Origin of the sequence: Streptomyces sp. NPDC051172 (assembly GCF_040682555.1) — a bacterium.
Classification (GTDB): Bacteria; Actinomycetota; Actinomycetes; order Streptomycetales; family Streptomycetaceae; genus Streptomyces.
In genome coordinates, this window is sequence record NZ_JBFBBE010000114.1 from 1 (window position 1) to 17,107 (window position 17,107).

Annotated in this window: 16 protein-coding genes; 8 read left to right on the forward strand and 8 right to left on the reverse strand. The window is 69.7% G+C overall.

The window, feature by feature from the left end; all coding sequences use genetic code 11:
* Nucleotides 1–375 precede the first annotated feature (375 nt).
* Nucleotides 376–1,017, reverse strand: coding sequence for a DNA-3-methyladenine glycosylase (locus AB0N07_RS40740; RefSeq protein ID WP_365844188.1), 642 nt, complete (start codon nucleotides 1,015–1,017; stop codon nucleotides 376–378).
* A 137-nt stretch (nucleotides 1,018–1,154) separates the two neighbouring features.
* On the opposite strand from AB0N07_RS40740, the gene AB0N07_RS40745 reads away from it, so the two are divergent.
* The 3 genes from AB0N07_RS40745 (at nucleotide 1,155) to AB0N07_RS40755 (ending at nucleotide 3,170) form a co-directional block, all read left to right on the forward strand.
* The gene (locus tag AB0N07_RS40745; RefSeq protein WP_365844190.1) at nucleotides 1,155–1,937 is read left to right on the forward strand and encodes a sporulation protein; all 783 of its coding nucleotides are present in this window, start codon (nucleotides 1,155–1,157) and stop codon (nucleotides 1,935–1,937) included.
* 42 nt (nucleotides 1,938–1,979) lie between these two features.
* Nucleotides 1,980–2,519, forward strand: a complete 540-nt coding sequence (locus AB0N07_RS40750; protein WP_365844192.1) for a YbhB/YbcL family Raf kinase inhibitor-like protein — start codon at nucleotides 1,980–1,982, stop codon at nucleotides 2,517–2,519.
* A gap of 144 nt (nucleotides 2,520–2,663) precedes the next feature.
* Nucleotides 2,664–3,170: an HNH endonuclease gene (locus AB0N07_RS40755; protein ID WP_365844194.1), complete on the forward strand. Its 507-nt coding sequence runs from the start codon at nucleotides 2,664–2,666 to the stop codon at nucleotides 3,168–3,170.
* 63 nt (nucleotides 3,171–3,233) lie between these two features.
* Here AB0N07_RS40755 and AB0N07_RS40760 read toward each other — a convergent pair whose 3' ends face one another.
* The 3 genes from AB0N07_RS40760 to AB0N07_RS40770 all read right to left on the reverse strand — a co-directional run bounded on the left by AB0N07_RS40760 (nucleotide 3,234) and on the right by AB0N07_RS40770 (nucleotide 5,626).
* Entirely contained in the window at nucleotides 3,234–4,178 is a 945-nt protein-coding gene (locus tag AB0N07_RS40760) for an SPFH domain-containing protein (protein ID WP_099927853.1), read from the reverse strand.
* Between the two features lie 131 nt (nucleotides 4,179–4,309).
* Nucleotides 4,310–4,741, reverse strand: coding sequence for an NfeD family protein (locus AB0N07_RS40765; RefSeq protein WP_365844197.1), 432 nt, complete (start codon nucleotides 4,739–4,741; stop codon nucleotides 4,310–4,312).
* Between the two features lie 93 nt (nucleotides 4,742–4,834).
* Entirely contained in the window at nucleotides 4,835–5,626 is a 792-nt protein-coding gene (locus AB0N07_RS40770) for an ABC transporter ATP-binding protein (RefSeq protein ID WP_115908975.1), read from the reverse strand.
* A 140-nt stretch (nucleotides 5,627–5,766) separates the two neighbouring features.
* Between AB0N07_RS40770 and AB0N07_RS40775 the strand changes: the two genes are divergently transcribed.
* Nucleotides 5,767–6,555 carry a hypothetical protein gene (locus AB0N07_RS40775; protein WP_365844199.1) on the forward strand — a complete coding sequence of 263 codons (789 nt, stop codon included), beginning with the start codon at nucleotides 5,767–5,769 and terminating at the stop codon, nucleotides 6,553–6,555.
* A 196-nt stretch (nucleotides 6,556–6,751) separates the two neighbouring features.
* Here AB0N07_RS40775 and AB0N07_RS40780 read toward each other — a convergent pair whose 3' ends face one another.
* The 3 genes from AB0N07_RS40780 to AB0N07_RS40790 form a co-directional block, all read right to left on the reverse strand.
* Entirely contained in the window at nucleotides 6,752–7,000 is a 249-nt protein-coding gene (locus AB0N07_RS40780; protein WP_365844201.1) for a chaplin, read from the reverse strand.
* Between the two features lie 169 nt (nucleotides 7,001–7,169).
* Nucleotides 7,170–7,811: a response regulator transcription factor gene (locus tag AB0N07_RS40785; protein ID WP_365844203.1), complete on the reverse strand. Its 642-nt coding sequence runs from the start codon at nucleotides 7,809–7,811 to the stop codon at nucleotides 7,170–7,172.
* The gene (locus AB0N07_RS40790) at nucleotides 7,804–8,982 is read right to left on the reverse strand and encodes a GAF domain-containing sensor histidine kinase (protein ID WP_365844205.1); all 1,179 of its coding nucleotides are present in this window, start codon (nucleotides 8,980–8,982) and stop codon (nucleotides 7,804–7,806) included. The genes AB0N07_RS40785 and AB0N07_RS40790 overlap by 8 nt, the downstream gene beginning before the upstream one ends.
* Before the next feature lie 225 nt (nucleotides 8,983–9,207).
* Here AB0N07_RS40790 and AB0N07_RS40795 point away from each other — a divergent pair, with 225 nt between their 5' ends.
* The 3 genes from AB0N07_RS40795 to AB0N07_RS40805 all read left to right on the forward strand — a co-directional run bounded on the left by AB0N07_RS40795 (nucleotide 9,208) and on the right by AB0N07_RS40805 (nucleotide 12,055).
* Complete coding sequence (locus AB0N07_RS40795; RefSeq protein ID WP_365844207.1) at nucleotides 9,208–9,906, forward strand: SDR family oxidoreductase; 699 nt, start codon at nucleotides 9,208–9,210, stop codon at nucleotides 9,904–9,906.
* Nucleotides 9,903–10,946 carry an S-adenosylmethionine:tRNA ribosyltransferase-isomerase gene (locus AB0N07_RS40800; RefSeq protein ID WP_365844209.1) on the forward strand — a complete coding sequence of 348 codons (1,044 nt, stop codon included), beginning with the start codon at nucleotides 9,903–9,905 and terminating at the stop codon, nucleotides 10,944–10,946. The genes AB0N07_RS40795 and AB0N07_RS40800 overlap by 4 nt, the downstream gene beginning before the upstream one ends.
* 341 nt (nucleotides 10,947–11,287) lie before the next feature.
* Entirely contained in the window at nucleotides 11,288–12,055 is a 768-nt protein-coding gene (locus tag AB0N07_RS40805) for a transglycosylase SLT domain-containing protein (RefSeq protein WP_365844211.1), read from the forward strand.
* Nucleotides 12,056–12,149: 94 nt separating this feature from the next.
* Here the strand turns inward: AB0N07_RS40805 and AB0N07_RS40810 are convergent, their stop codons facing one another.
* Nucleotides 12,150–14,681: an FHA domain-containing protein gene (locus tag AB0N07_RS40810; protein ID WP_365844212.1), complete on the reverse strand. Its 2,532-nt coding sequence runs from the start codon at nucleotides 14,679–14,681 to the stop codon at nucleotides 12,150–12,152.
* A 241-nt stretch (nucleotides 14,682–14,922) separates the two neighbouring features.
* Between AB0N07_RS40810 and AB0N07_RS40815 the strand changes: the two genes are divergently transcribed.
* Complete coding sequence (locus AB0N07_RS40815) at nucleotides 14,923–16,746, forward strand: streptophobe family protein (protein ID WP_365844213.1); 1,824 nt, start codon at nucleotides 14,923–14,925, stop codon at nucleotides 16,744–16,746.
* Nucleotides 16,747–17,107: the final 361 nt, after the last annotated feature.

The window sequence follows — 17,107 nt, forward strand, 5'->3', positions numbered from 1 at the left end:
CTCTCGGGCTTTCCTCCGGGCGCTTCCCTTCGGTCTTGCGTTTCCGACTCTATCAGACCGTTTCCCGATCCGATTTCCTCGGCGCTTTCCAGGTTTCCGCTTTCGCGTTTCCCTTTTCGGCGGTTCCGACTCTATCAGATCCTTTCGGGCCTGATTCCCTGTCGGCGGGGCCTTTCGGCATTCACTACGTTAACCGATTCTCCCGGCCAACTCATAATCGAGTTCCGCGAGTCCGAATTCAGGCATGCGGGCACACCGAAATTCGACCCTGTCGAGGGGCGATCGTAGGTAGTGGTTTGGCCGCTTCCGGCTGCTGGCGATTGCCGTACCCGGGTCAAGCGGCTCGGGCTACCTTACGCACCTTCCAAGGGCGCGTCAACTTGAGCGGCGCCTGGGAACGTGGGCCCGATAAGGGCTCACCGACGGGTCGTTGGCGATCCAGAAGCGCCACGGGTGCACGCCCCCGTCACCTGCCACACCGGTGCGTGGACCGTTGCGTACCTGGTCGGAGGTGACGGCGGTGCCTGTCAGGATCCGCAAGGGGGTGTCTCCCGGGGCGCACGCGTCCGTACCGTCGAGGTCGCGGGCCACGTCCAGGGCTGTGGCCAGACGTGCGGGCCCTTTGGCCAGTTCCTTGTCGTTTCGGGCCGAGAGTCGACGTTTACGAGCGAGCTCGGCGCCCTCGATGACCTCGCCGGCCCGGAGCAGGACCGCGCTCGCCCTGCCTTCGGGGCCGCACACCAGGTTCATGCAGAACCACATGCCGTAGGTGAAGTAGACGTATACGTGCCCGGGCGGACCGAACATCACACCGTTTCGGGCCGTGCGGCCGCGATAGGCGTGGGAGCCGGGGTCGTTCGGGCCGTCGTAGGCCTCGACCTCTGTGAGGCGCAGGGCGATCGGACCGTCCGGTGTCGTACGAACGAGGATGCGGCCCAGGAGGTCGGGGGCGACTTCCAGGACGGGGCGGTCGAAGAACTCCCTGGGGAGTGGCGTACGGTCCGGTGGCGCGATCATGGGGCACGAGCCTAGTCCAGACGGGTGGAGACCAAGGACTGGTCAAGGTTCCCTCTCCTTGCCAGGGTGTGGGGCGGAACCGGCCGTGCCCGGATCACGTTTGTAGGGATCAAGGGTCCACACGTAGAGGGAGAGACATGGCGTTCAAGAAGCTGCTCGCGAGCCTGGGGGCCGGCGGGGCTTCGGTCGAGACGGTGCTGACCGAGGTCAACGTCGTTCCGGGCGGCGTCGTCCAGGGTGAGGTGCGGATCCAGGGCGGGTCCGTGAACCAGGACGTCGAGGGCCTGTCCGTCGGTCTGCAGGCGCGGGTCGAGGTCGAGAGCGGCGACGAGGAGTACAAGCAGAACATCGAGTTCACCAAGGTGCAGCTCGGTGGCGCCTTCGAGCTGCAGGCCGGGGCCGTTCACGCGGTGCCGTTCGGGCTCGAGATCCCGTGGGAGACGCCGGTCACGATGATCGACGGGCAGGCGCTGCGCGGGATGAACATCGGTGTGACCACGGAGCTGGCGATCGCGCGGGCCATCGACTCCGGTGACCTGGACCCGATCAATGTGCACCCGCTGCCGGCGCAGAAGGCGATCCTGGACGCGTTCATCCAGCTGGGCTTCCGCTTCAAGAACGCGGACATGGAGCGCGGACACATCCGGGGTACGCGGCAGAAGCTGCCCTTCTACCAGGAGATCGAGTTCTTCCCGCCGTCTCAGTACCGCGGTCTGAACCAGGTCGAGTTGAGCTTTGTGGCCGACGAGCACGCCATGGACGTCATCCTGGAGATGGACAAGAAGCCCGGTCTGTTCAGCGAGGGCAGTGACACGTTCCGGTCCTTCCAGGTGGGTCTGCAGGACTTCTACGGGACCGACTGGGCGGCGTACCTCAACCAGTGGCTGTCCGAGGTCGGCAGCAAGCGCAACTGGTTCTAGGCTCGGAACTGCTGATTCCGCCATCGATCAGGAGGTACCGAGGTGACCGAGCTCAAGCGGCGGCCGCTCCCCCATGACTTCCATCCGCCCGTGCCGTCGTTCACGGTGACGAGTGAGGACGTCGAGGAGGGCGCCACGCTCAAGGACGCTCAGGTCTACGCGGGCGGCAACACCTCGCCGCAGCTGCGGTGGGAGGGCTTCCCTGCCGAGACCAAGAGCTTCGCCGTGACCTGCTACGACCCGGACGCCCCTACGGGCAGCGGGTTCTGGCACTGGACCGTCTTCGACATCCCGGCCTCGGTGACCGAGCTGCCGGCCGGTGCGGGCAGCGGCAAGTTCGAGGGGCTGCCCGAGGGTGCCGTGCAGGTGCGCAACGACTACGGGAGCAAGGACTTCGGCGGGGCCGCTCCGCCGCCCGGGGACGGGCCGCACCGGTATGTGTTCACGGTGTACGCCGTGGATCAGGAGAAGTTGGGCCCGGACTCCGATGTCTCTCCCGCCGTCATCGGGTTCAATCTGCGCTTCCACGCGATCGCGCGTGCCCAGCTGATCGGTGAGTACGAGGTCCCCGCCGAAGACTGACGTTCATGGAACGTTTGCCCGCCTCTGGTCTTGGAATTGATCAGGGGCGGGCAGTTTTTATTGCGTTGTCCATCTCGGCGTGCCCGGCCAGAGTTGATCCAAGCCCGCCAGGGGGTGGGCCGACTGCACGGGAGGTGGGCTGGGATGCGGGACACGCTGGTACTGAATGCGAGCTTCGAGCCGCTGTCGACGGTGACGTTGAATCGAGCCGTCGTTCTGGTGCTGCAGGACAAGGCCGTTGTCGAGCAGGCCCATCCCGAACTGCGCATGCGTGGAGCCGCGGTCAACATACCCGTGCCCCGGGTGATCCGGCTGTGCAGGTACGTGAGGGTGCCGTTCCGAAGACAAGCGCCGTGGTCGAGGCGGGGTGTACTGGTCAGGGACCGGCACCGGTGCGCGTACTGCGGTCGGCGGGCGACCACGGTGGACCATGTGGTGCCGAGGGCGCAGGGTGGTCAGGACTCGTGGCTGAATACGGTGGCCTCGTGCGCGGAGGACAACCACCGTAAGGCGGACCGGACTCCGGAGCAGGCGGGTATGCCGTTGCTGCGGCAGCCGTTCGAGCCGACGCCTCAGGACGCGATGCTGCTGACGCTCGGCAGTGAGGACTTCGAGGCGCTTCCGGACTGGCTGGCCCAGCCCGCCGCCTAGGCCGTACTCAGGACTCGGGGCTCATCTCCGTCGGAGGTGAGCCCCGGTGTCGTACAGGGCGCGTCAGTCGATCGACGGCTTCTCTCGGCGTTCCGGAGCCTTCTCCGAGCCTCCGCCGCCCGAGTTGCCGCCGAACGGGCCGAAGTTGCCCATGGCTCCGGAGAGGCCCTTGAGGGCGTCACCGATTTCGCTGGGGACGATCCAGAGCTTGTTGGCGTCGCCCTCGGCGATCTTCGGGAGCATCTGGAGGTACTGGTAGCTGAGGAGCTTCTGGTCGGGGTCGCCGGCGTGGATGGACTCGAAGACCGTGCGGATCGCCTGGGCTTCGCCCTCGGCGCGCAGGGCGGCCGCCTTGGCCTCACCCTCGGCGCGCAGGATCTGGGACTGCTTCTCACCTTCGGCGGTGAGGATGGCGGCCTGGCGCGTACCTTCGGCGGTGAGGATCGCGGCGCGCTTGTCACGGTCGGCGCGCATCTGCTTCTCCATCGAGTCCTGGATGGAGGTGGGCGGTTCGATGGCCTTGAGCTCGACGCGGTTGACGCGGATGCCCCACTTGCCGGTGGCCTCGTCGAGGACGCCGCGCAGAGCCGCGTTGATCTCCTCGCGGGAGGTCAGGGTCCGCTCGAGGTCCATGCCACCGATGATGTTGCGGAGTGTGGTGACGGTGAGCTGCTCGATCGCCTGGATGTAGCTGGCGACTTCGTACGTCGCGGCCCGGGCGTCGGTCACCTGGTAATAGATGACCGTGTCGATGTTGACGACCAGGTTGTCCTGGGTGATCACCGGTTGCGGCGGGAACGGCACGACCTGCTCGCGGAGGTCGATGCGGTTGCGGATCGTGTCGATGAACGGGACCACGATGTTGAGGCCCGCGTTGAGTGTCCGCGTGTAGCGGCCGAAGCGCTCCACGATGGCGGCGCTGGCCTGTGGGATGACTTGGATGGTCCTGATCAGGGCGATGAAGACCAACACCACCAGAATGATCAGGACGATGATGACCGGTTCCATCGTCGTTCCCCGTACCCTTCTCCGCCTCGGCGCTTTCGGAAGATCTTATGGTTGTTGAAGATCTTGCTGGTCGAGTCTGACAGACCCTCGCACAACTCGTGGGCTGTTCGCTTCAGTTGAGTCCTACGAGGTCAGATGACGATCGCGGTGGCCCCTTCGATCTCCACGACATCCACTTCCTGCCCCACTTCGTAGGCGCTGTCGGCGTCGAGCGAGCGCGCCGACCAGACCTCGCCAGCCAGCTTGATCCGGCCTCCGGAGCCGTCGACGCGCTCGAGCACGACGGCCTGCTTGCCCTTCAACGCCTCGATGCCTGTGGCGAGTTGGGGGCGTTGGGCGCTGTGCCGGAGAGCGATGGGCCGTACGACGGCGATGAGGGCGACCGCGACGACGACGAAGGTGAGCACCTGCGCCACGACGCCGAAGCCCAGTCCGGCTAGGACCGCGGCGGCGACGGCGCCCACTGCGAGCATGCCGAACTCCGGCATCGCGGTCACCACGAGCGGGATTCCGAGCGCAGCCGCGCCGACGAGCCACCACACCCATGCGTCGATGTCGTTCACGTGGTCATGGTAGGACCGCGGGTCCTGCCTCCGACAGGGCGCGATGTGGCTGGGTGGGCTTCTTACCCGTGTTTTCGCGCGGGCTTCACACAGTCAGGACAGCGGCAGGCCCTGAGCGGTCCAGCGGTCGCCGACCTGTTCGACGACGAGCGGGAGGCCGAAGCAGAGGGAGAGGTTGCGGGAGGTGAGCTCGAGTTCCAGCGGGCCGGCGGCGAGGACCTTGCCCTGGCGGATCATCAGGACATGGGTGAAACCGGGAGCGATCTCCTCGACGTGGTGGGTGACCATGATCATCGAAGGGGCGATCGGGTCGCGGGCGAGGCGGCCGAGACGGCGGACCAGGTCCTCGCGGCCGCCGAGGTCGAGACCGGCGGCGGGCTCGTCGAGAAGGAGGAGTTCGGGGTCGGTCATCAGGGCGCGGGCGATGAGGGTGCGCTTGCGCTCGCCCTCGGAGAGGGTGCCGAACCTGCGGTCCACGTACTCGGTCATGCCGAGGCGGTCGAGGAAGGCGCGGGCGCGCTGCTCGTCGATGTCCTCGTAGTCCTCGTGCCAGCCGGCGGTCATGCCGTAGGCGGCGGTGAGGACGGTCTGCAGGACGGTCTGGCGCTTGGGGAGCTTGTCGGCCATGGCGATGCCGGCCATGCCGATGCGGGGGCGCAGCTCGAAGACGTCGACCTTGCCGAGGGTCTCGCCGAGGATGGTGGCGCTGCCGTTGCTGGGGAAGAGGTAGCTGGAGGCGACGTTCAGGAGGGTCGTCTTGCCGGCGCCGTTGGGGCCGAGGATGACCCAGCGCTCGCCTTCCTTGACCGACCAGGAGACCTGGTCCACCAGAGCCCGGCCCTCACGGACCACGGATACGTCCTGAAGCTCCAGAACATCGCTCATGAGCGCGTTGTCTCCCCTTGCAGTGTGACCGGTCTCGGCGTCTCGGCTGTCGCGTGCGCGCTTTCGGGCGCAGCCCTCGATGAAATCTACGCCACCGGCCGCCCGGCCCATTCCATCGGTCCGGTCCTTAGGGTGGGGGCATGCTCTCGGAACCGCGTTCAGGACGCTTTGCCGCATGGGGAAACGCCCTTTTGGTCGGACTTGTCTCGCCGGACGACGCCGTGCTGGCGATCGTCGGGGACGATGCCGTGCATCGCATGGAGGGGCTGCCCGGTGAGTCGGCTCCTGTCGGGCTCACGCTGGCGCTGGGCCGGCTGCGGGCGCTCGGTGCCACGGGGCTGCGGGTCGCGCTGCCCGCGCCGGGGCATCCGCTGGGGCTGAGCGGGCCGCCGGAGTTCAATGCGCGGGCGATGGACGCGGAAGAGGCGGTGGTCTGTCATGGCGCCGCGTTCGGGTTGGTGCCCGAGGTGTACGAGGCCGGGCCCGACGGCGATGTGCATGTGGAGGTCGTGTGGCACTGCCTGCCGGTGCGGGAGGCTCCGCCGGCCGATGTGCCCTCGCTGGGTGAGGCCGAGCGGGAACTGGCGGAGGCGTTGCGGGAGGCGACGGAGGTGCTGTCGCGGCTGGACGTGGCCGGGTCGGGGCCGGTGGCGGAGGCGGCGATCGATGCGTACCGGGCGCGGGCCGAGCGGGGGCGGGAGGTGCTGGCGCCGGGTTATCCGCCGCGGGCGGTGCGGGTGCTGGAGCTGGCGCAGCGGGTGGGAGTGCTGATCGACCTCGCCTACGGCAACGGGCACGGGGGTGCGGTGAGCGCCGGTGAGATGGGGGCGCGGGCCGAGGCTCTGCGGCCGGTGGAGCGGACGGCTCGGCGGGCGCAGGTCGCCGCGTACAACTCCGTTGTGGAGGAGCGGGAGCGGGGGGTGCGGTGAGCGGCGGCGCATTTGTGACCGGCGGTTGTCGTCGCGTCTGGGGCTCTGCCCCCAGGCCCCCCGTTTCGGCCTGAACGGCCTCGTCCTCGAACGCCGGACGGGCTGAAAGACAAATTCCGACCGGCACCGTGAAAAAACTGACCGGCCTCCCGGGATGCCCGGGAGGCCGGAGTCAGTGCATGCGATGTGGCCTGTGTCAGTGGTTGACGGCCAGGTTGCCGAAGGCGGGGTTCAGCACGCCGACGACGTTCACGCTGTTGCCCGAGACGTTCACCGGGACGTGCACCGGGGCCTGGACCACGTTGCCCGAGAGGATGCCGGGCGAGCCCACGGCCGTCCCGTCGGCGTGCGCGCCGCCGTTGGTGGCGGAGGCCATGCCGGCTCCAGCGGCGAGCAGACCGCCGGCCACCATCGTCACAGCCGCTGCCTTCTTCAGGTTCTTCACTTTCCAAGCCCTCCCTAGCGGTTGCTGCGGCAATCGCCGCAGCACGCACTGAAGAACGGCGGAGATCCACGGAGGATGCGCCATCCGGGGGACATTCCCACGACGGTATGAATCTCAGTCCGGAACGGAACCCTCCGTATTGCCGCGGCGTCCCGGCGCGCGGCGTGTTTCAGCCGGTCACACCGTGGCGGACGGCCCACAGGGCCGCCTGCGTGCGGTCCGCCAGGTCGAGTTTCATCAGGATGTTCGAGACGTGGGTCTTCACGGTCTTCTCGGACAGGACGAGGGCGCGCGCGATCTCCCGGTTCGAGCGGCCGTCCGCTATCAGGCCGAGCACCTCGCGCTCCCGTTCCGTGAGCGAACCGCCTCGCCCCTGGCCCGAGTTGGCCTCCTCCTGGGACAGCAGGGCGCCCGCGACCTCGGGCTGGAGCAGGATGTGCCCGGCGTGGACGGAGCGGATGGCGCCGGCCAGGGCGTCCGGGTCCACGTCCTTGTAGACGTATCCGGCGGCGCCCGCGCGCAGGGCTGGGACCACCGTGCGCTGTTCGGTGAAGCTGGTGACGATCAGGACGCGCGCGGGATTGTTCAGCTCGCGCAGCTTGCGCAGGGCGTCCACGCCGTCCATGCCGGGCATCTTGACGTCCATCAGCACGACGTCGGGCTGCAGTTCCTCGGCTCGGGCGACTCCTTCGGCGCCGTCGGCCGCCTCGCCCACGACCTGAATGTCGTCCTGCACTTCGAGGAACGTGCGCAGACCGCGGCGGACCACCTGGTGGTCGTCGACGAGCAGCACCTTGATTGCGTCAGCCACCGGGGACCTCCATCTCGATCATGGTGCCCTTTCCGGGCGCCGACTCCACGGTCAGCACACCGCCGACCCCGCTTGCGCGGTCCCGCATGGACACCAGGCCGAGGTGGCGTCCCGCGCGGCGTATCGACTTCGGGTCGAAGCCGCTGCCGTCGTCCGTGACGCGGAGGACCGTTCCGCCTTCGCGCCGGGACAGGGTCACGTCCACGTGCTGCGCCCCGGCGTGCCGCAGGGCGTTGTGCAGGGCCTCCTGGGCGACGCGCAGGACGGCCTCCTCCTGAGCGGCGGGCAGGGCGCGCACGCCACGGCTGTCGAAGGTCACCCGCGCGGTGTGGGCTCGGTCGAGGACCTGGATCTGGGTGCGCAGGGTGGCGAGCAGGCCGTCCTCGTCGAGGGCCGCGGGGCGCAGCTCCACGACGGCGGCGCGCAGTTCGTCGGCGGCCTCGGCGGCGAGCGCGGCCACCTGTTGCAGCTCGCCCTTGGCGCGGGAGGGGTCGCGGTCGACGAGGGCGGCGGCGGCCTGTGCGGTCAGGCGCAGCGAGAAGAGCTTCTGGCTGACCGCGTCGTGCAGCTCGTGGGCGAGCCGGGAGCGCTCCTCGGCGATGGTCAGCTCGCGGCTGCGCTCGTACAGGCGGGCGTTGGTGAGGGCGATCGCGGCGTGCTGGGCGAGGATGGCGAGCAGATCCTCGTCCTCCTCGGTGAAACCGCACCTTCCGTCCGGCTTGGGGCACGGGGGTTGTGGGGGGTTTCCTCCCACAGGGCGCAGCTTGTTGGCCAGGAACAGGGCGCCGATGACCTCGTCGCCGTCCCTGATGGGCAGGCCCAGGAAGTCGGACATGTCGGGGTGGGCGGAGGGCCAGCCCTCGAAGCGGGGGTCCTTGCGGACGTCGGCGAGGCGCTCGATCTTCGCTTCCCGCAGCATCGCGGCGAGGATGCCGTGCTGGCGCGGGAGCGGGCCGATGGCTTTCCACTGCGCGTCGCTCACGCCGTCGACCACGAACTGGGCGAAGCCGCCGTGGTCGTCGGGGACGCCGAGGGCGGCGTACTGAGCGTCGAGCAGCTCGCGGGCCGAGGCGACGATCGTCTTGAGGACGTCGCGCACCTCGAGGTGCCTGCTCATGGCCAGCAGCGCGGAACTCACCGCGGTGAGGCCGGACCGGGGGCCGTGACTCATGCCCTCAAGGTACCGGCGGGGCGTGACAACGCGAATCGGACCTGTGACGGCGGAGGCTGCGCCGGTGGGCCTAGGGCGGGCGGACTAGGTCCGGGGCCCCGGACGGGCGGCTTAGTCCGAAGGGCCCCGGCGGGTTGGGGCCCGCGTCCGAGGCGGGGCGGGTGGCGCCGTTCCTAGGTTGAGGTCACCGCCGATCGACGGGCGGCCGAGACGAGGGGACGTGTCATGCCGGTAGCGATCATCACGGGGGCTTCAAAGGGGCTGGGGAGGGCGTTTGCCGAGGCACTGGCCGCGCGCGGCTGGGATCTGGTGCTCGACGCAAGGACGGAGCGGGCCCTCACCGAGGCGGCGGGGGCCGTGTCCGCATACGGCACGCGGGTGAGCGCCGTGCCCGGGGACGTCACGGACGCCGGTCACCGGGCGGAGCTGGTGGCGGCCGCGGAGAAGCTGGGCGGCATCGATCTGCTGGTGAACAACGCCAGCGCGCTGGGCGCCGAGCCGCTCGTACGGCTGGAGGAGCTGCCTCTGGAGGGGTTCAGGCGCGCGCTGGAGGTGAACGTGGTGGCAGCGCTGGGCCTGGTCCAGGATGCGCTGCCACTGCTGCGGACGTCCGAGGCCGGCACGGTGATCGCGGTCAGCTCGGACGCCGCCGCCGAGGCCTATGGGACCTGGGGCGGCTACGGCGCCTCGAAGGCGGCCCTCGACCAGCTTGCGGCGGTGCTCGGCGAGGAGGAGCCGAGGCTGCGGGTCTGGGCGGTCGACCCCGGGGACATGGCCACGGACCTGTATGAGGCGGCCGTACCGGACGACGGTGATCCACGGCCGGCACCGGCGAGTGTGGTGCCGGCGTTCCTTCGGCTGCTGGACGAGCGTCCGGCGAGCGGCCGGTATGCGGCTCCGGCGCTGCTGAAGGGGCAGCGATGACGGTGGCGGTGCACGTACCGGAGGAGCTGTCGGCCCGGATCCCGGTCGAGCAGCGCGGGGCGGGGCTCGACCGCGATGCCGTACGGCTGCTCGTGTCGCGCGGCTGCGAGGTGTCGCACCATGCGTTCGTGGAGCTGCCGCGGCTGCTGCGGGCCGGGGATCTACTCGTCGTGAACACCTCGCCCACGCTGGCCGCCGCCGTGGACGGGCAGGCCGGGCACGCGCGCGTGGTGGTGCACTTCTCCACGCGCGGGGACGACGGGCGGTGGGCGGTCGAGCTGCGGGATCCGGACGGGAAGGGCACCACGCGCGCGCGTGCGGGCGGGCCCGCGGGCCTGGAGGTGCGGCTGCCCGGAGGCGTGCGGCTGGTCCTGGATGAGCCGCTGAGCGCGCGCGGCGACCGGCTGTGGTGGGCGCGGGTGTCGGGGGCCGGTGTCCTCGGGCTGCTGCGGGAGCACGGGCGGCCCATTCGCTACTCCTATACGGAGCGCGACCAGCCGCTGTCCGTGTACCAGACGGTGTTCGCGCTGCCGCCGGCCGATGGGACGGGCAGTGCGGAGATGCCGAGTGCGGCGCGGCCCTTCACGGCGCGGCTGGTGGCGGAGCTGGTGAGCCGGGGTGTGCAGTTCGCACCGATCACCCTGCACACCGGGGTGGCCTCGGCGGAGGCGCACGAGCCGCCGTATCCGGAGCGGTTCTCCGTGCCGGAGGCGTCGGCTCGGCTGATCAATGCCGCGCGGGCGGGCGACGGACGGGTGGTCGCGGTGGGGACGACGGCCGTGCGGGCCGTGGAGTCGGCGGCGGGGCCGGACGGCGTCGTACGCGCGCGTGAAGGGTGGACGGATCTGGTTGTCACCCCGGAGCGCGGGGTACGGGTGGTGGACGGGCTGCTGACCGGGCTGCACGAGCCGGAGGCCTCGCATCTGCTGATGCTGGAGGCGATCGCCGGGCGGGCCGCGGTCGACCGCAGCTACGAGGAGGCGCTGCGCGGGCTCTACCTGTGGCACGAGTTCGGGGACGTGCACCTCATCCTCCCGTAGGAGGCCCCTTACGCAGTGCATTGCTCAAGCAACCCATGGTGAGACTGCCGTGGCGACGGTGTGAGCCCGCGCATAGGGCGCAGATCACGTACGAAGGGCGATAGGAGACAGACCCTCCCCTCATGAGCGGGGCGAACGGTCTAGTCTGTCCGTTTTTGCCGTCACCCGATCCACTACCGGGGATCGTACGTCACACCTTTGCCACGACATTTTGCGGCCGCTAAGAATGGCTGCCGTCGCTCAGCGCCGCGGGTTCTGCCCGCGGCGTTTGTGCGGGAAGGACCCGTGTCCCCCGCCGGACGTAGAGCGACCTCCGCGCTATTCGAAGAGGTCCGTCTGCCATGCTCAAGAACACCAACATTCGCCGTCTCAGTCGCTCGCTGACCCGTCACCACAAGGTCGCGATGGCCGGTGTGGCCACCCTCGGTGCCGCCGCTCTCGCGTTCTCCGCGGTGCCCAGCAACGCCGAGACGACCACGAACGAGGCCACCCTCTCGACGGCCAAGGTGGAGTACGGCTCCAATCAGATCAAGGACGTCAAGGCGAGCGTCACCGACCAGCTCGCCGGTGCCAGCCTGAAGGCCCAGGCCATCAAGGCCAAGGCCGAGGCCGAGGCCAAGCAGAAGGCCGCCGCCGCGGCCGCCGCGAAGAAGGCGGCAGCCGAAGCCGCAGCCAAGAAGCAGGCCGAAGCCGCGGCCAAGAAGCAGGCCGAGGCCGCGCGCCAGGCGAAGGAGGCCGCGAGCCGGGCCGCCCAGCGTGCTGCGGTCAAGCCGGTCGCCAAGACCTACGCGAACAACCTCGACGGCTGGATCAGGAACGCGCTGGACATCATGCAGTCCAAGGGCATACCGGGCAGCTACAACGGCCTGTACCGCAACATCATGCGGGAGTCCTCGGGCAACCCGAGCGCCATCAACAACTGGGACATCAACGCCATCAACGGCATCCCGTCGAAGGGCCTGCTGCAGGTCATCCCGCCGACCTTCAGCGCCTACCACGTGGCCGGCACGTCCTGGAACATCTACGACCCGGTCGCCAACATCACCGCCGCCGCCAACTACGCGGCCGACAAGTACGGCTCGATCGACAACGTCAACAGCGCGTACTGAGGTCGGCGCGGACCTCTTCACGCAAGCGCCGAAGGGCGGCACCCACTGAGGGTGCCGCCCTTCGGCGTCGTACGAGCGCGTCGTAGCGGACGGACTACTTGCGCATGACCTCCGGCTCGTGGCGGCGCAGGAAGCGGGCCACGAAGAACGCGCAGATCACACCGAGCACGATCAGGGCGATCATGTCCATGCTCCAGGCACCCACGGTGTGCTCCCAGAGCGGGTCGTTGGGCTTGCCCTTGCCGGGCGGGCTGATCCGGTTGAAGTCGAGCGTGGTGCCCGCGGCGGCGACGGCCCAGCGCGAGGGCATCAGGTACGAGAACTGGTTGACGCCGATCGCGCCGTTCAGGGCGAACAGGCAGCCGGTGAAGACGACCTGGACGATCGCGAACATGACCAGCAGCGGCATGGTCTTCTCGGATGTCTTCACCAGGGCGGAGATGATCAGGCCGAACATCATCGAGGTGAAGCCCAGGGCCATGATCGGGATGGTGAGCTCGAGCAGCGGGAGAGTCTTGAGGACCAGGCCCTCCGTCGGGATCTTCCGGCTGGCGAAGCCGATCATGCCGACCATCAGGCCCTGCAGCACGGTGATGAAGCCGAGCACGAAGACCTTCGACATCAGGTACGCGGAGCGGGACAGGCCGGTGGCGCGCTCCCGCTCGTAGATGACCCGTTCCTTGATCAGCTCACGGACGGAGTTGGCGGCACCGGCGAAGCAGGCGCCGACCGCGAGGATCAGCAGGACGGTGGTGGCCGTGCCGTTCGGGACGGGCTGCTGGGTCGTCGGGTTGATCTCCGTGTTGACCAACAGGTCCTTGCCGGAGTCGATGAGCAGGCTCACCGAGCCGAGGACGAGCGGCAGGATCACCGTCAGGGCGAGGAAGCCCTTGTCGGAGGCGATGACCGAGACGTAGCGCCGCACCAGGGTGACGAACTGGCTCGTCCAGCCCTGCGGCTTGGGCGGCTTCATCGCCTGCATCGGAGGCATCTGTACGGACTGTGGTGCAACGGCGTCGATGTCCGCTGCGTACATCTGGTAGTGCTGCGAGCCCTTCCAGCGTCCGGCCCAGTCGTAGTCGCGGTAGTTCTCGAAGGCGGAGAAGACGTCGGCCCAGGTGTCGTAGCCGAAGAAGTTCAGCGCCTCCTCGGGAGGGCCGAAGTAGGCGACGGCGCCGCCCGGGGCCATCACCAGGAGCTTGTCGCACAGGGCCAGCTCGGCCACGGAGTGGGTGACGACGAGGACCGTACGGCCGTCGTCGGCGAGGCCGCGCAGCAGCTGCATGACGTCGCGGTCCATGCCCGGGTCGAGGCCCGAGGTGGGCTCGTCCAGGAAGATCAGGGACGGCTTGGTGAGCAGCTCCAGGGCCACCGAGACGCGCTTGCGCTGGCCGCCGGAGAGGGAGGTGACCTTCTTCTCCTTGTGGATGTCCAGCTTCAGCTCGCGCAGCACCTCGTCGATGCGGTTCTCGCGCTCCTGGGCCGTGGTGTCGGCGGGGAAGCGCAGCTTGGCCGCGTACTTGAGGGCCTTCTTGACGGTCAGTTCCTTGTGCAGGATGTCGTCCTGCGGGACCAGACCGATGCGCTGGCGCAGCTCGGCGAACTGCTTGTACAGGTTCCGGTTGTCGTAGAGGACGTCGCCCTGGTTGGCCGGGCGGTAGCCGGTGAGCGCCTTGAGCAGGGTCGACTTGCCGGAGCCGGAGGGCCCGATGACCGCGATGAGCGACTTCTCGGGGACGCCGAAGGAGACGTCCTTGAGGATCTGCTTGCCGCCGTCGACCGTGACGGTCAGGTGGCGGGCCGAGAAGGACACCTCACCGGTGTCGACGAACTCCTCGAGGTGGTCGCCGACGATCCGGAACGTGGAGTGGCCGACGCCGACGACGTCGGTCGGGCCGAGCAGCGCCGAGCCGCCCTTCGCGATCGGCTGGCCGTTGACGTACGTGCCGTTGTGCGAGCCCAGGTCGCGGATCTCCATGCGGCCGTCGGGCGTCGAGTGGAACTCGGCGTGGTGCCGGGAGACCTGCAGGTCGGAGACGACCAGCTCGTTCTCCAGGGCACGGCCGATGCGCATCACGCGGCCGATGGAGAACTGGTGGAAGGTGGTGGGGCTGCGGTCGCCGTAGACCGGCGGCGCCCCCACGCCACCACCGGGACCCTGCTGCTGCGGGATCGCCGCGGCGGCCTGCTGCGGCTGCTGCCAGCCGGGCTGCGGGGCCTGCTGCTGGGGCGGTGCCTGCTGCTGCGGTGTCTGCTGGGCCCAGCCGGGGCCGGCGCCCTGTGCGGCGTACGGCTGCTGCTGGGGCTGAGCCCGCGTCGAGGCCACGCCGGCCGCCGCGCCGGTGACGTTGACCAGCGGGCCGTCGGTCGCGTTGCCGAGGTGCACCGCGGAGCCGGGTCCGATCTCCATGTGATGGATCCGCTGCCCCTGCACGAACGTGCCGTTGGTGGAGCCCTGGTCCTCGATGACCCAACTGCGGCCGCCCCAGCTGATCGTGGCGTGACGCCAGGACACTCTGGCGTCGTCGAGCACGATGTCCCCCTGCGGATCACGTCCGAGGGTGTACGGCCTGGACGGGTCGAGCGTCCAGGTACGTCCATTCAATTCCAGTACGAGTTCCGGCACTCCATGCCCCACTGAGTAGTCCCCCGAGTTACCCCCAACACAGGGAGTCTAGGGATGTCGAACATCGTCGGGAACTATTTCAGGCTCGCCCCCCTGACCGAAAGTCGGGCCTTGTGAACCACCACGCACATACGCATCGGCTGGTTCCGTTGACGGGGTTGAAAACGGCCCGGAGAGTGGTAATTCACGCGAGGGGGACATGCGCGGCCACCGTGCCGCAACGCGGATCGGGGGGTCTGCCATGAGCGCTTCCATGGGCACGTCGTCGAGCGTCGAGTCCGTCAGGAGCGGCACGAGGGTGCCGTGGGGGGACGTCCTGCTGTCCGCGATCGCCTCCGTGAGCTGGGCGTTGATCGGGATGGCGGGCACGGCGGCACTCGGTCTGCACCTGCTGGAGGCGGACGCGTCGGGCTCGCTCGGGCCGATGACCGCGGCGGTGGTGGCACTTGGGGCGGGTGGTTCGGTCACACCGTCCGGCGACGTGTCCGCGTTCGGCCTGAAAGGCGCGCAGGCGCATACGGCCGTCACGATCACGCCATTGGGGGTGAGCCTGGTCGGGGCGCTCCTGCTCTCGTGGTTCTTCCTGCGGTCCTTGCGCGCGGCGGGAGTTGTGATCTCGCCGGCCGAACTCCTCGCGCGTGCGGGCGCGGTGGTGACGCTGTTCGTGGCGACGCTGGGCGGGCTCGCGTGGGCGGGGCACGACGTCATCACCATCGACGGCGGTTCGCTGGGCCTCGACAAACTGCCCGGCGGAGGCGGCGGGGGTGGGGGCGGCGTCAGCATCCCCGGTCTCGGCGACATCGGGAACATCGGCGGGCTGCTGCCCGACAACATCGGCAACCTCATCCACGCGAAGGCGGCGGTCGGCTTCACCGTCGACACTGCGCCCACGCTGGTGGGCGGTCTCGGCTGGTCGGCCGGCATCCTGCTGATCGCACTGCTGGCCTCGCGCCGCACTCCCCTGCCGCGCGGCTGGGAGGCCGTGCACCGGGTCGTACGGCCGGCGGCGTCGGCGATCGTCACGGTGATGCTGGTGGCGGTGGCGGCGGGGTTCGCGGCGGGGGCGTACGCGGCGATCGGTGACGACCATCCGAAGCGGATCTTCGGTGCCACGCTGCTGGGTGCGCCCAACGGCACCTGGCTGGGCATCCCTATCGGTCTGTTCGTGCCGTTCGACGGCAAGGCGACGGGGGTTCTGACCAAGTTCCTGCCGCATCCGCTGGACGGCCTGCTCACCGCGAAGACCGACCGGTCGGTGACACTGGCGCGGCTGGCGGACCTGGACGGGCGGGTGTGGCTGCTGGGGGTGGCGGCCGCCGTGCTGATGCTGCTGGCGGGGGTGCTGGCCGCGGTGCGGACGCCGGTGGGGGCCGGGGCTTCGCAGGCCGGTCCGGGCGCCCTCGCCTTCGCCGGGCGGTGTGCGGTGTGTCTGGGGATCGTCACGGCGCTGACGTTGCCGCTGCTCGCGTGGCTGACGGAGGTGTCGGTGGACGCCTCGCTGTCGGTGCTGGGCTTCGATGCGTTCGGCGCCGGGGTCGAGTTGCACGGGCACCTCGGCATGGCGCTGCTGCTGGGAGCACTGTGGGGTGCGGGAGCGGGGGCTGCCGGGGCGCTGCTGGCGTGGGCGAGCGGCGCGGCGGGGCGGCGATCGGCACCGCTGGCGCTGGGCGGCGGTTCCACGGGGGTGTTCGCGCCCGAAACCGGGGGCGGGATGCCTGCCGCCGGGGGCGCGTCGGGGCCGTACACGCCCAGTACGCCGTACCGGGCGCCGAACCCCACCACCAATCCGTATCTGCAGTTGCCGGACGAGCTGCGGGAGCCGGAGGACGCGCGAAGGCCGGACCGGCAGGGTGAGCCGAGTGCTCCCGGTCACGGACGGCCGCCCGCCGGCTCGCCGCCATCCGGTACCGGCAGCGGCGACATGTACGGCGCCCCGACGGTGGCCCGTCCGATGGACAGCCCGCCCCGCCCCCGCCGCGGGAACCGGCCGAACCCCGGCCCGAACGAGGGCCCGCCCCCACCCCAGCCCCCGCCCCCTCCGGGGCGACCGCAGGACGACCGCTGAGCCACACACGTCGGCCGGCGTGGGAACTGTCCCTCTGCGACTCCCTCCGACCAGAGGCAGGCGCAGAGCCCCCGAGGTGATCGGGCGTCCGCCCAGCGCACCGCAAACCACACTCGCCGAGAACCGCTACGGCGGCCAGAGGCCGACGCGCCGGCCTCTGGCCGGCCGAACCGTCCGACGTGCGTATGCCGCCTGAGACGTCCGCCGAGTTTCGCCACGGCCGAGGGGACCGCCGGGGCCGCCCTGGCCAACCCCTATGGCTTCCGCCATCCGCGGGCAGACGCTGAGCCGGATACACCGCCCTCGCCGCAACCGGACCCGGCACATGTACGCCACCCAGGGCAGTGATCACCCCTACGCC